The sequence below is a fragment of the Nocardioides sp. genome (assembly GCF_047606145.1).
Taxonomy (GTDB): Bacteria; Actinomycetota; Actinomycetes; order Propionibacteriales; family Nocardioidaceae; genus Nocardioides.
On the sequence record NZ_JASGET010000172.1, the window covers coordinates 27,212 to 39,773 of the forward strand.

Sequence of the window (12,562 nt, forward strand, 5' to 3'; positions counted from 1 at the left end):
ACCGTGTACGTGCCGGTGAGCGGCTACTTGTCGGCGGCAGCGAGTGAGCCGTCGGTGATGACGCCGATCTGGGTCTGATGGATGCCGACGCCGCCGTCATCGAACTTGAAGGTCCCGAGCAGTCCTTCGTACGACGTCGACCGGATCTGGTCGGCCAGGTCCTCGCCACCCTTGCCACCGGTCGCCTTCAGCGCGTTGAGGAAGATCTGCGCGCCGTCGTACGCCTTGGCGCCGTGCAGCTCCGCGGTGTCGCCGTACGCCTTCTGATAGGCGGCCGCGAACTTCTTCGACGCCGAGGTCGCATCATTCGACAGGTAGGGCGTGGACACGATCGTGCCCTCGGCGTTGGCCTTGGTCGCGGTGCTGACGTAGACCGGCGTGGACAACGGAGCCGCACCGGCGAAGACGGCGTCGATGCCCAGCTCGCGGGCCTGCTTGGCGATCAGACCCGCCTCGACCTCCTCGGTACCGATGAAGAGCACCTCCGGCTTGTGCGACCGGATCGAGGTCAGCACCGAGGAGAAGTCCTTCTGGTCGGTGGTGACGACCTTGTCGTCGGTCGGCGTGATCCCGTGGTCCTTGGCCGCAGCCATGAACGCGTCATGCTCGCCCACGCCGTAGCCGCCATTGTTGGAGATCATGGCGACGCTCTTGTAGCCCTTGGTGTCGAACAGGTAGTTCGCCAGCGTGTCGTCGTAGGTGACACTGGTCGGGCCGTTGAGGAACTGGAACTCGCTGCCCAGGTCCACGATCGCGGGAGCCTGGCCGGAGGTGATCGAGGGGATCTCGGCCTGCTTCAGGATCGGGTTCATCGCCTGGGTGACGGCACTCTCCGCCGTTCCGAACATCGCGACGTAGCCGCCCGAGGCGATCTTACGGGCGATCGTGGTACCGGTCGTGGGATCACCCTGGTCGTCGAAGACGTCGAGGGTGAGCTTGCGGCCGTCGATACCGCCGGCCGCGTTCCACTCGTCGACCGCGAGCTTGACCCCGTTCTTCTCCCATGCGCCGAGTGAGGCGAGCTGGCCGCTCTGGGCATCGACCAGGGCGAGCTTGATCGGACCGGTGCTGTCGTCGGAGCCGGACTCGGACTTCGAGCCCGGGGCCCCGCAGGCCGTGACCGCGAGCGTCGCGGCGGCCAGGACGGCGGCCGCAGCCACCATGCGATGACGAGTCATCATGTTCCTCACTTCGTGTGGTTGGGGTGGACGCCGATCATTCGAAACGGCCCTGATAGATGTCCTTGATGTTCCAGTGGCCCGGAGTGGGCACCGGCTCGTTGACCATCGCGACGTCGATGACCGCGGTACGGCGACTCGCGACGGCCTCGGCGAGCATGGAGGCGAACTCATCGGCCGAGCCGGGCAGATAGCCGTCGGCTCCGCAGGCGCGAGCCATCGCCGCGAAGTCGGGGGTGTAGGGGTTGCCGTCGACGTCGCGGAACTCGCAGCCGTACGTCGCCCCGAAGCTCCCGGCTTGCAGGTCGGCGATGGTGCCGTGGGCGCGGTTGTTCATCACCACGAAGATCACCGGCAGGCCGCGCTCCACAGCCATCGGGAGGGCCGGCAGCTGGGCACTCATCCCGCCGTCGCCGATGAGGGCGACGACCACCCGGTTGGGCTGTGCGATCTGCACGCCGACCGCGGCGGCCGGCCCGAATCCCATCGTGGACAGACCACCCGGCGTGATGAAGCGGCCCTCCTCGGGCAGCTCGTAGCACTGGGCCACGCCGTTCTTGTTCCAGCCGACGTCGGTGACGAGGACCGCGTCGGCCGGAACGGCCTCGCGCAGGTCCCGCAGGATCCGCTCGGGGCGCAGCGGGAACGCATCCGAGGCGCCGCGCTCACGGCTGCTCTCGAACAACTGCGCGCGCGTTGCACCGATCGACTCCCGCAGCCCTGGTCGGGTCACCGGCTCGGGCGCAGCACGCCGTACCGACCGCTCGATGGCCTCGACGGCGAGGGTGGCGTCGGCGACCACGCCGATCTCGACCGGATAGTTGCGCCCGATCTCGGCCGGGTCGAGGTCGACCTGGACCAGCTTCGCGTCGGGATTGCCCCAGGTGTAGCGCTCATCCCAGGAGCTGGCGTCGGTCTCGGCGAACCGAGTGCCGAAGGCGAGCACCACGTCCGCGGTACGGGTGTACTCGTTGGTCGGTTCCAGGCCCCAGAAGCCGGTCATGCCGAGCAGCAGCGGATGCCGGTCGCCGACGGTGCCCTTGGCCATCAGCGAATGGGCGATCGGAATGTCGAGGTGCTCGGCGAGACCGATCAGCGCCGACCGGCCCGCCGCGGTGCGTAGCCCGCCGCCGACGTAGATCAGCGGCCTGACGGCACCCACCAGCAGGGTGGCGATCCGTTCCGCGGTCGCCTCGTCGAGCGCCGGAGTGCTGCTCGCGGCCGGTCGCGGGTGGTGCCTGGTCGGGACCTGGCGGGAGAAGTGGTCCATCGGCACGTTGAGCAGCACGGCGCCCGAACGGCCCGAGGTCGCGGTGGCGAAGGCGCGTTCGGCGAACCTGCCGAGGTCCTCCGCCCGGTGTACGTTCCAGACCCGCTTGCAGAACGGCGCGTAGATGGCCCCCTGGTCGGCGTCGCGATGGAGATTGACCTCCTGATGCGGATGCCGCCCGTCGTAGTAGGACGGGATGTCGCCGGAGATGGCGATCAGCGGCACCGAGTCGAACGCGGCGGTGGCCACGCCGGTGACACCGTTCATCATGCCCGGCCCGACGTGCATGAGGACGACGCCCGGCTCACCGCTGGCGCGAGCGTACCCGTCGGCAGCGTGTGCTGCGGCCTGCTCGTGGCGGGCGATGACGAACTCGATCGAACTGCGGCCCAGCGCGTCGAGCAAGGCGATGTTGGTGTGCCCGCAGGTGCCGAAGACGTATTCCACGCCGTAGGACTCGAGTTGCTCGACGAGCGCCTGGGCCGCGGTCACGGTGCTGCTCTCTGTGTTGCTCACGGTGGGCGACGAGACGGTTCCGTCGTCCGCGATGGTGGCGGTCATTGATGCCTTCCCTGTGTGGTCGTGCTGGTCGCGTCGGGCAGGTCACGACGCACTGGTGCCCCAGATGGAGAGATCGCGGAGCATGAGGGTCTTGGTCGAGGTGTAGTCCTCGATCATGTGGCGCGGAGTCTCCCGGCCGAACCCGGACTCCTTCACCCCGCCGAACGGCACGTGGTCGAGCCGGTAGTTCGACGAGCCGTTGACGATGACGGCGCCTACCTGGAGGTCACGCCACGCCTGCACGATCCGGTCGATCCGCGTGGTGAACAGGCCCGCCTGCAGGCCGTAGCGGCTGGAGTTGCACTCGTCGATCACCGCATCGAAGTCGCGGTAGGTCATCACCGCGACCGCCGCACCGAATGCCTCCTCGCGAACGATGGTGGCCTCCGGGGGCGGTCCGGCCACGAGAGCGGGTGTCAGCGTCGCGCCGTCTCGGACCCCACCGGTCAACAGCCGGGCACCGACCCGGACGGCATCCGCGATCCACGACTCCACCCGCGCCGCGCTGGCCTCGTCGACCATCGAGCCCACCTCGGTCTTCGGGTCCTCCGGATCGCCGACCACCAAGGTCTCCACCTCGGCACGCATCAACCGCAAGAACTCCTCGGCGACCGGCTCGGCGACATACACCCGCTGCACCGAGATACAGCTCTGTCCGGAGTTGGAGTAGCCGGTGCGGGCGCAGATCCTGGCCGCCGCGGCCAGGTCGGCGTCCTCGCAGACGATGGTGGCGGCGTTGCCGCCCAGCTCGAGCACCAACGGCTTGGCGCCGGCGGCTCGTGCGACAGCGGCCCCGGTCGCCGCGCTGCCGGTGAAGCTGATCACCGCGACCTCGGGCGCCGCACACAGCGCGGCGCCGAGCTCACCGCCACCGTGGAGCAGGTTCACCGCCTCGGCCGGCATACCAGCCTCGAGCAGTACGGCGACCACCGCTGCCGTGCTCGCCGGAGCCTGCGGCGGCGACTTGACGACCGTGGTGTTCCCGGCGGCGAAGCTGGCGCCCAGCTTGTGAGCCAGCAGGTTCGCCGGTGCGTTGAACGGGGTGATCGCCAACGCCACGCCGAGTGGAGCCCGGAAGGTCATCGCGGTGTTGCCGACCCCGCTCGCCCAGCCGGCGACGGGCAGCACGTCTCCGCCGATGTGCCTGGTCTCGTCCGCACAGACGTCGAGGGTGGCGGCGACCCGGTCGATCTCCTTGCCGGAGTCGCCGATCGGCTTGCCCAGCTCACGAGCCAGGATCAGCGCCAGGCGGTCGCGCTGAGCGCGGGTGATCGTGGCGGCGCGGCGAAGGACCTCGGCACGGGCGGCCGGCGCCAGCGCTGCCACCCGGCGCGCCCCCTCGGCGGCCGCAGCACGAACGGTCACGACGTCCTCGTCGCTGGCCTGGTGGGCCCGCGAGACGACTCGACGCAGCCACGGGCCGACCCGATCCGCTGACCGACCGTGCCTGCGCCAGGCACCCTCGATGAAGGCCGGGACCGCGATCACCTCGTCGGACTCGGCCGCTGTGACGAACTCTTCCCACACGCTGTCTGCACCTAATCTCTGAAACCGCTAGTTGGTTCATCTAGACCGCTGAGTGGTCTTCGTGTAACCTACCGAGTGATCGCGGTCACTGGCAAGTGCTATGGACGAAATGGTTCATCGCCTATCCCGGGGAACTCGCATACCCGCAGGTGACATGGGGGACAATGACTCGCCTACTCAGGAAAGGACGTAACCGCTATGCCGAGCAGCACGCCAGAGCGAGACGCCAAGAGTGACGGGTCAGGGGTCCGCAGTGTGGCACGAGCCGTCGAGATTCTCGCCTTGCTCCGCGAGGACCGCCCGATGGTCACCGTCGCCGAGGCGGTCAAGGAGACCGGGCTCGCCAAGACCACCGTCGTACGAATGCTGCACACGCTCGAGGCCAACGGCCTGGTGTGGAGCACCCCACGCGGCATCACGGCCGGTCCGGGACTGTGGCGCTGGGCGTATCTGGCCCAGACCGCGTGGCAGATCCCGGGCGAGATCCGCCAGCTGATGCGCGAGCTCTCCGACCAGACCAAGGAGACGGTGAACCTCTACGCGCGACGCGACGTCATGCGGGTGTGCATCGCCCAGCAACAGAGCACGCAGACGCTGCGCCACGTGGTGCGCGTAGGTGACGAGCTTCCCCTGTGGGCGGGGGCGTCGTCGCGAGTCTTGATGTCCGACGCGAGCAGCAATCTCATCGCCCGGGTGGCCGGCCTCTCCCCACACGGCGCAGCCCTGCTTCCCCAGCTCACCTCCTCGGTCGATCGAGCCCGTGAGGACGGCTACGCCGTCACCCACGGCGAACGTGAGGTGGGAGTCTCGGCGATCGCCGTGCCGGTCTTCTCGCCGAGCGGCCGCGTCGGTTCCGCACTGACCATCAGCGGTCCCACGGCCCGGTTCACCGACGAGCGGCTGGAGGAGTTCCGAACCCGACTGGGCGAGGTCGCCGCGCAGATGACCAGCCGTAGCTTCAGCCATCCGTTCGAGGACTGAGGCCAGGGCACAACGACGATGTCGGCCACCGTCTCGGCGGGCCGTGAGAGAGAAGGATCCGAGTGGAACCACGACCCCTGGACGGTGTCCGCGTCATCGACCTCACCAATGTCTTGGCGGGCCCCTACTGCAGCTACCAGCTCGCGCTCTTCGGCGCCGAGGTGATCAAGATCGAGAAGCCCGGATCGGGTGATCTCGCCCGGCACCTCGGCCCGGACCCGACGCTCAACGAGGCCGGGGTGGGCGCCTCGTTCCTCGCCCAGAACGCGGGCAAGAAGTCGGTCGAGCTGGACCTGAAGGATCCCGCTGACCGGCATCGGTTCGAGCAGTTGCTGACCGAGGCCGACGTGCTGCTGGAGAACTTCCGGGCAGGGGTGATGGCTCGGCTGGGCTACGACTGGGAGACCGTGCATGCGCTGAATCCACGGCTGATCTATTGCGCCATCACCGGTTTCGGGCAGACCGGACCGATGAGCCAGGCACCGGCGTACGACCAGATCGTGCAGGGGCTGTCCGGGATGATGTCCATCACCGGGACGGCGACCACGGCGCCGCTGCGGATCGGTTTCCCGGTCTGCGACACCGTCGGCGGCCTGATGGCCGCACTCGCGGTGTGCGCGGCGCTGACCGACCGGGAGCAGACCGGAGGGCGATTCCTCGACGTCTCGATGCTGGAGGCGTCTCTCTCGGCGATGGGGTGGGCGGTCTCGAACTACCAGGTGAGCGGGGTCGAGACGGTTGCGATGGGCGACCAGAACGCCACCGCGGCCCCGTCCGGAACCTTCCGTGCGGCCGACGGCCCGCTCAATATCGCCGCGAACCGGCAGACGCAGTACGAGAGCCTGTGCCGGATCATCGGTCGCCTCGATCTGATCGACGACCAACGGTTCGCCACCCGTGAGCTCCGCAAGCAGCACCGCTTCGCGCTCAACGACGAGCTCAACCAGGCCCTCGCCGCGCGCAAGGCCTCCGTCTGGGCAGACCTGCTCACCCGAGCCGGCGTACCGGCGGCGCCGATCCTCACCGTCGCGCAGGCCGTCGAGACACCGCAGCTGGCACACCGCGACTTCTTCTACGACGTACCGTTCCCCGGCGATCCGGGACGGACGGTTCGCACCAGCAGCAACGGCGCCCATATCGACGGGGTGGCACTGCACCCGGTCACTGGGCCTCCGCTGCTCGGTGAGCACAACAGCGAGCTGCTCGACGACCCGGCCGATTCCGCGGCGGACGCCGTTCTGAGCGCGGAAGGCTGAGCGATGTCGCGCTATCCCGAGCCGACACTGGCCGAGGTCGCCGACTGGTGGACCACCGGCGTCACCCGGATCGCCCCCGGCGAGGTCGAGCACCGCGGCGTGCCGGTGGCCGACATCATCGGGGAGCGGGACCTGGTCTCGGCGATGTACTTCCTGGTCCTGGGCGAATGGCCGTGCACCGCTCATCGTGATCTGCTCGAGGCCGCACTGGTCGGTTCGATGGACCACGGGCCGCAGGCGCCGTCGATCGCCGTGGCCCGGATGGCGGCGACCTGTGGCATCGGGATCAACAACGCGATGGCCTCGGCGGTCAACACCCTCGGTGACTCCCACGGCGGAGCGGCCCAGCAATGCGTCGAACTGCTCAACGACGTGGTCGGCTACGCCGAGCGCGAGGGAGTCACGATCGACGACGCGACCGAGGTCGTGGTGGCGATCTGGCGAGAACGGTCGCCGTACCTGCCCGGGTTCGGGCACCGCTTCCACCCGATCGATCCTCGTCGTGGCCCGTTGCTCGGCCTGGTCGAGGCCGCCGTCGCCGACCGCCACGTCGCGGGCCGACATCTGACCGCGGCTCTCCGGGTCGAGGCGATCCTGGCCGCTCAGCGCACCCCGGTGCCGATGAACATCGATGGCGCCACCGCCGTCATCTACGCCGAGCTCGGCATCGCGCCCGAGCTCTCCCGCGGGTTCTTCGTGCTGAGCCGCAGCATCGGCATCCTCGCCCACGCCTGGGAGGAGCGTTCCGGCGGGCGACGCAACAAGGGTCCGATGCCACCGGCGATCCTGCCGACCTATCGACCCTCGGCCCCCATCCCGGATGTGTCCGCCCCGCCGGCCGCGCCGTGAGCCGGACGGAGCCCGCGACGTACGCCGATCCGCTCCGGCTCGGCGCGTTCCGGCTGCGCAACCGCTTCGTGTCCGCCCCGATGGAGCGCAACTACGGCACCGCTGCCGGCGCGCTGACCGACGAGTACGTCGACTATCTGACCCGCCGCGCCGACGGCGGCGCGGCCCTGGTCTTCACCGAGGCCAGCTACGTCCGGGCGGACGGCAAGGGCCGGATCAGGCAGCTCGGGATGGACACCGACGAAGCCATCGCCGGCCACGCCCGGCTCGCCGAGGAGATCCATCGTCGTGGCGCGTTGCTTGGTGTCGAGCTCAACCACGGCGGCCGGACCGCGCAGGGTGCGGTGAGCGGATACTCGCCGGTGGCGCCCTCGCCGATCCCGTGCGAGGTGGTCGGCGGCGAGATGCCGGCTGCGCTCGACGATGAGGAGATCGAGGATCTCGTCGAGTGCTTCGGCGAAGCCGCCGCGCGCTGCCAGCGGGCCGGCGTCGACGTGGTCAGTCTGCACGGCGGCCACGGCTACCTGATCCATCAGTTCCTCTCCCCCGCCTACAACCTGCGCGAGGACGAGTGGGCCGACCCGACGCGGTTCGTGAACCGGGTGATCGACGCCGTGCGTCGGCATGCGCCCGGGTTGACACTCGGGCTGCGGTTCTCCGCGTTCGAGGGCGTCCCCGGTGGGCTCACTCCCGAGCTCACCCGGGCTCGGATGGGTGCCATCGACACCGACCGACTCGACTTCCTGGACGTCTCGGCGGGCAACTACGAGGCCGGCCAGTGGATCATCCAGCCGGGCGAATGGCCGCGCGGTCTGCTCCGTGAGTACGCCGCGCCCTATCGATCCGACCACGGCCTCCCGGTCGGCGTCGCCGGCCGGATCAACACCCCGCAGACGGCCGCGGAGATCCTCGCCGCCGGGCAGGCCGACTTCCTCAGTCTCGCCCGCACGCTGCACGCCGATCCCGACTTCCCGCTCCGCGCGCTCGACGGCGGCCGCTATCAACCCTGCATCGGGTGCAACTACTGCATCGACTCGCTCGCCGCCGGCCCGGTGCCGTGCTCGGTCAACCCGTGGGTACGGCGACCTCGCGCCGAGCAGAGGCACATCGGCCTCGCCGCGGCGCCGAGCAGAGGCATATCGGGCTCTCAAAGGCAACGAGCAGCGGCACATGGTGCCGAAGCAGATGGGGCAGTCCTCGAGGCTGTCGCGCCGACCACGGCAGAGTCCCCAGCCGCCGGGCCGGCGCCGGCACTCTCCACCGCGGCCGCTGCCGTGGCCGCCCCCGCCCGGGTCGCGGTGGTGGGCGGTGGACCGGCCGGACTCGGCGTCGCTCGGGAGCTCGCCAGGTCGGGTCTGCAGGTGGAGGTCTACGACGAGCGTGCCGAGCCCGGTGGCGACTTCGCGCTCGCCGCCCGGCTCGCCGAGTATCCCGAGTACGGCCGGTTCCTGGAGTGGCAGATCGCCGAACTGGTCGACCTCGGCGTCCTCGTCCATCGCCAGGTGCGAGCGAGCGCCGACATGCTCGCGGACCGGGAGTACGACGCCCTGGTGCTCGCCAGCGGCGGCCGTGGGTTCGCCCCGCGACTCCCCGGCAGCGAGAGCCGGGCGGTGCGCGACGTGCGTGACTTCCTCCTGGACCCCGACCCGGCGCCGTCGGCGGTGACGATCTACGGCGGTGATCGGGAGGCCGCCGCCGTCGCAGACGATCTGCTGAGCCGCGGGACGCACGTCGTACTCATCGCACCGCAGGACGAGCTCGCCGCCGACGTCGGCCGGCGGGCGAAGATCGTGCTGCTGCCACGACTGATCGCCGCGCCCGCGCTCGACCTGTACCTGGCGACCCGGATTCGCCGGGTCGCCGCCGACCGGGTGCTGATCGTCGCCGACGGGTGAGGAGCGCTGGGTCGACGCTCCCGGCGAGCTGCTGATCTCCCAGGGGATCGAGCCGCGCGTCGAACTGCTGACCGATCTACGGGCCCTCGAGCCCCCTCTGGGCGTGCACCTGGTCGGCGACGCCGACGGGCACGGCGGCTCGGTCGAGGGGGCGTTGCGCACCGCCGTCGAAGCCGCGCTCACCATCACCGCCCGCGCCGCCGCGACGCAGACGACGAAGGAGCAGACATGACCACGCAGGCGTCCCCACCGAACCCCTCGGCGACCGAGACGTTCGACGTGGTGGTGGTCGGCTCTGGTGCCGGCGGGCTCGCCACCGCGGTGACCGCCGCCCACGGCGGCGCTCGGGTGCTGGTGGTGGAGAAGACCGAACCCTGTGGCGGAGCCACGGCGTGGTCGGGCGGCTGGATGTGGACGCCGGGACACCGCTTCGCCCGGCGCGCGGGCGTGGCGGAGAGCATCGAGGAGCCGCGCACCTATCTGCGTCATCGCCTCGGCGAGGACTACGACCCCGACCGGGTCGACGCCTACCTGCGGGCGGCGCCACAGATGGTGGACTTCTTCGAGGAGAACACCGCGCTGCAGTTCACCCCCGGAGCGGGGATCGCCGACATCCACGGAGGCACTCCCGGGGCCGCCGAAGGCCACCGCCAGGTCGCGCCGAAGCCGGTGCGGCTCACCGGGCTCGGCCCCGATGTGGCCGAGCTGTTGCGGCGTCAGCTCTACGAGACCTCCTTCCTGGGGATGGGGATCATGGCCGGTCCCGATCTCCAGGCATTCCTGCACGCCACCCGTTCGCCGCGCGCGTGCTGGCACTGCGCCCGGCGGGTCTCTCGCCACCTGCTCGACCTGGTGCTGCACCGTCGCGGCCAGCACCTGGTCAACGGCACCGCACTCGTCGGCCGGCTGCTCCGCTCCGCACTCGACGCGGGCGTCGAGATCCGGGTGCGTACGGCGGCCGTGGAACTGCTCGGCACCGACGACGCCGTCGGCGGAGTCCGTCTCCAGGGTCCCGCCGACACCTACACCGTCGCGGCCACCGCGGGGGTGGTGCTCGCCACCGGCGGCTTCGGTCACGACCGCGACCTGCGTCGCGCGCACTTCCCGCGGACGCCCACCGGCGCCGAGCACTGGACGCTGCCACCTGCCGGGACCAGCACCGGCGACGGGATCCGGCTGGCCGCGTCGGTCGGCGGTCGGCTCGACCTCGACGTTGCCTCTCCCGCCGCCTACTGTCCGGTCTCGCTGGTCCACTACCGCAACGGCCGGACGGGGGTGTTCCCACACATCCTCGATCGCGGGAAGCCGGGCGTGATCGGCGTACTCGCCAGCGGCAGGCGGTTCGTCAACGAGGCCGACGGCTACCACGACTACACCCTGGGGATGCTGCGCGGCGTGCCGGAGGGCGCGGAGGTCTGTTCCTGGCTGGTCGCCGACGCGACCTACCTGCGCCGCTACCCGCTCGGGATGGCCAAGCCGTTCCCGGTGCCGAGGTTCCCCTATCTGCGCTCCGGTTATCTGCGCACCGGGGCGACCCTCGCCGAGCTGGCGCGACGCTGTGGCATCGATCCCGGCGGGCTGGAAGAGACCGTTCGCGAGTTCAACGAGCACGCCCGCCGCGGCGAGGACCCGAGCTTCGGACGCGGACGGACCCGGTTCAACAAGAGCTCCGGCGACCCGGACAACCCCTGGCCGAACCCGAGCCTCGCGCCGATCGAGCACGGTCCGTTCTATGCGGTCAAGGTGCGGCCGGGCAGCTTCGGCACCTTCGCCGGGCTGCACACCGACACCGGATCGCGCGTGCTGGACCGCGACGAGGCGCCGATCCACGGCCTGTATGCCGTCGGGGTCGATCAGCGCAGCGTGCTCGGCGGGCACTACCCCTCCGGAGGGATCAACCTCGGCCCGGCGATGACCTTCGGCTATCTGGTCGGCCAGCATCTGGCACGACAGGCGTCACGACGACAGGCACCGGCACAACAGGCACCGGCACGGCAGGCACTGGGCCGGCAGGTCCACGGCGGGCGGAGCGCACGATGACCACCACGCTCGGGCTGGCCGCCCTCACCGTCCTCGACACCGCGCCATTCGACCAGATCGGCCTCGCCGAGTCCTGCGGCTACGACTCCGTCGGCTTCCGGCTGCTCCCGGCCTCCCCCGGCACGACCGCGTATCCGCTGCACACCTCCCGGCACGACCTGGACGCCGTCGCCGCCCGGCTCGCCGACTCGGACGTGACGGTGCTCGACGTCGAGATCGTCCGGCTCGACGCCGGCTTCGAGCTCGAGGCGCACCGGAGACTGCTCGAGACCGCCGCCGCGCTCGGTGCCCGAGCGATCCTGGTCGCCGGCGACGACCCCGACCGGGCCAGGCTCGCCGACAGCTACGCGGCGCTGGCCGAGGCGTGTGCCGCCTACCGGCTGGCGGCCAGCCTGGAGTTCATGCCCTGGACGGCGGTACCGGATGTGCGTACCGCGCTCGCGGTCGTCGCCCAGGCCGCGGGCCCGGCCCGATCGGTCCTGGTCGACACCCTGCATGCCGGGCGTTCGGCGACCAGCCTCACGGATCTGCGCGACATCCCGCCCGATTGGGTCCACTACGGCCAGCTCTGCGATGCCGAGACACCGACGCCGGCCACGCAGGAGGAGCTGATCCACGATGCCCGGAATCATCGACTGGCGCCCGGCGAGGGCGGACTCGACCTGACCGGGATGTGGTCGACCCTGCCGAGCGGCACCCCGGTCAGCGTCGAGGTGCCCAACCCGGCACGGCGTACGGCGATGGGGACCTCCGCATGGCTGCGGCACCTGGCCCGGCGCGCTCGCGCGGTGGTCGGGTCGGTGCGCTGACCGGGTCCGTACGCCGTACCCGGCAGCCGCGCACCACGAGGAGGTTCGAGGCGGGCTCCTGCGAGGTGTTGCTCCACACGCCGGTGAGACGGGTGTGCTCAGGTGTCGTGGCGGTGCCGCGCTCGATCCACCTCCCACTCGCTCTGAAGCCCTCACGCGGCGACACCGGCGACATCGCTCGGCAGGCGTTCAGCCA

10 protein-coding genes are annotated in these 12,562 nt (G+C 70.5%); 7 read left to right on the forward strand and 3 right to left on the reverse strand.

What is annotated here, in order from left to right:
• Positions 1-23: 23 nt before the first annotated feature.
• The 3 genes from QM638_RS23160 to QM638_RS23170 are packed head-to-tail and all read right to left on the reverse strand — an operon-like array spanning position 24 to position 4,536.
• A complete protein-coding gene (locus QM638_RS23160; RefSeq protein ID WP_415146070.1) occupies positions 24-1,178 on the reverse strand; it encodes an ABC transporter substrate-binding protein in 1,155 nt (384 codons plus the stop codon).
• Between the two features lie 37 nt (positions 1,179-1,215).
• Positions 1,216-3,009 (reverse strand): thiamine pyrophosphate-binding protein, encoded by a 1,794-nt coding sequence (locus QM638_RS23165; RefSeq protein WP_415146072.1) that lies wholly within the window; start codon positions 3,007-3,009, stop codon positions 1,216-1,218.
• A 42-nt stretch (positions 3,010-3,051) separates the two neighbouring features.
• Entirely contained in the window at positions 3,052-4,536 is a 1,485-nt protein-coding gene (locus QM638_RS23170) for an aldehyde dehydrogenase family protein (protein ID WP_415146074.1), read from the reverse strand.
• Positions 4,537-4,734: 198 nt separating this feature from the next.
• Between QM638_RS23170 and QM638_RS23175 the strand changes: the two genes are divergently transcribed.
• From QM638_RS23175 to QM638_RS23205, 7 genes are all read left to right on the forward strand, one after another.
• Complete coding sequence (locus tag QM638_RS23175) at positions 4,735-5,517, forward strand: IclR family transcriptional regulator (protein ID WP_415146075.1); 783 nt, start codon at positions 4,735-4,737, stop codon at positions 5,515-5,517.
• A 62-nt stretch (positions 5,518-5,579) separates the two neighbouring features.
• On the forward strand, positions 5,580-6,773 hold the full coding sequence (locus tag QM638_RS23180) for a CaiB/BaiF CoA transferase family protein (protein ID WP_415146077.1): 1,194 nt from the start codon (positions 5,580-5,582) through the stop codon (positions 6,771-6,773).
• 3 nt (positions 6,774-6,776) lie between these two features.
• Complete coding sequence (locus tag QM638_RS23185; RefSeq protein ID WP_415146079.1) at positions 6,777-7,622, forward strand: citryl-CoA lyase; 846 nt, start codon at positions 6,777-6,779, stop codon at positions 7,620-7,622.
• Entirely contained in the window at positions 7,619-9,517 is a 1,899-nt protein-coding gene (locus QM638_RS23190; RefSeq protein ID WP_415146081.1) for an FAD-dependent oxidoreductase, read from the forward strand. The genes QM638_RS23185 and QM638_RS23190 overlap by 4 nt, the downstream gene beginning before the upstream one ends.
• 103 nt (positions 9,518-9,620) lie before the next feature.
• Positions 9,621-9,749 carry a hypothetical protein gene (locus QM638_RS23195; RefSeq protein WP_415146083.1) on the forward strand — a complete coding sequence of 43 codons (129 nt, stop codon included), beginning with the start codon at positions 9,621-9,623 and terminating at the stop codon, positions 9,747-9,749.
• Positions 9,746-11,557 (forward strand): FAD-dependent oxidoreductase, encoded by a 1,812-nt coding sequence (locus tag QM638_RS23200; RefSeq protein ID WP_415146085.1) that lies wholly within the window; start codon positions 9,746-9,748, stop codon positions 11,555-11,557. The genes QM638_RS23195 and QM638_RS23200 overlap by 4 nt, the downstream gene beginning before the upstream one ends.
• Positions 11,554-12,366 carry a sugar phosphate isomerase/epimerase family protein gene (locus QM638_RS23205; RefSeq protein WP_415146087.1) on the forward strand — a complete coding sequence of 271 codons (813 nt, stop codon included), beginning with the start codon at positions 11,554-11,556 and terminating at the stop codon, positions 12,364-12,366. The genes QM638_RS23200 and QM638_RS23205 overlap by 4 nt, the downstream gene beginning before the upstream one ends.
• The last annotated feature ends 196 nt before the right edge of the window (positions 12,367-12,562 follow it).

Bases quoted from the DNA above. Each gene is read 5' to 3' on its own strand.
- QM638_RS23165 (WP_415146072.1), bottom strand. From the start codon at position 3,009: ATGACCGCCACCATCGCGGACGACGGAACCGTCTCGTCGCCCACCGTG.
- QM638_RS23185 (WP_415146079.1), top strand. From the start codon at position 6,777: ATGTCGCGCTATCCCGAGCCGACACTGGCCGAGGTCGCCGACTGGTGG.
- QM638_RS23205 (WP_415146087.1), top strand. From the start codon at position 11,554: ATGACCACCACGCTCGGGCTGGCCGCCCTCACCGTCCTCGACACCGCG.
- QM638_RS23160 (WP_415146070.1), bottom strand. From the start codon at position 1,178: ATGACTCGTCATCGCATGGTGGCTGCGGCCGCCGTCCTGGCCGCCGCG.
- QM638_RS23200 (WP_415146085.1), top strand. From the start codon at position 9,746: ATGACCACGCAGGCGTCCCCACCGAACCCCTCGGCGACCGAGACGTTC.
- QM638_RS23175 (WP_415146075.1), top strand. From the start codon at position 4,735: ATGCCGAGCAGCACGCCAGAGCGAGACGCCAAGAGTGACGGGTCAGGG.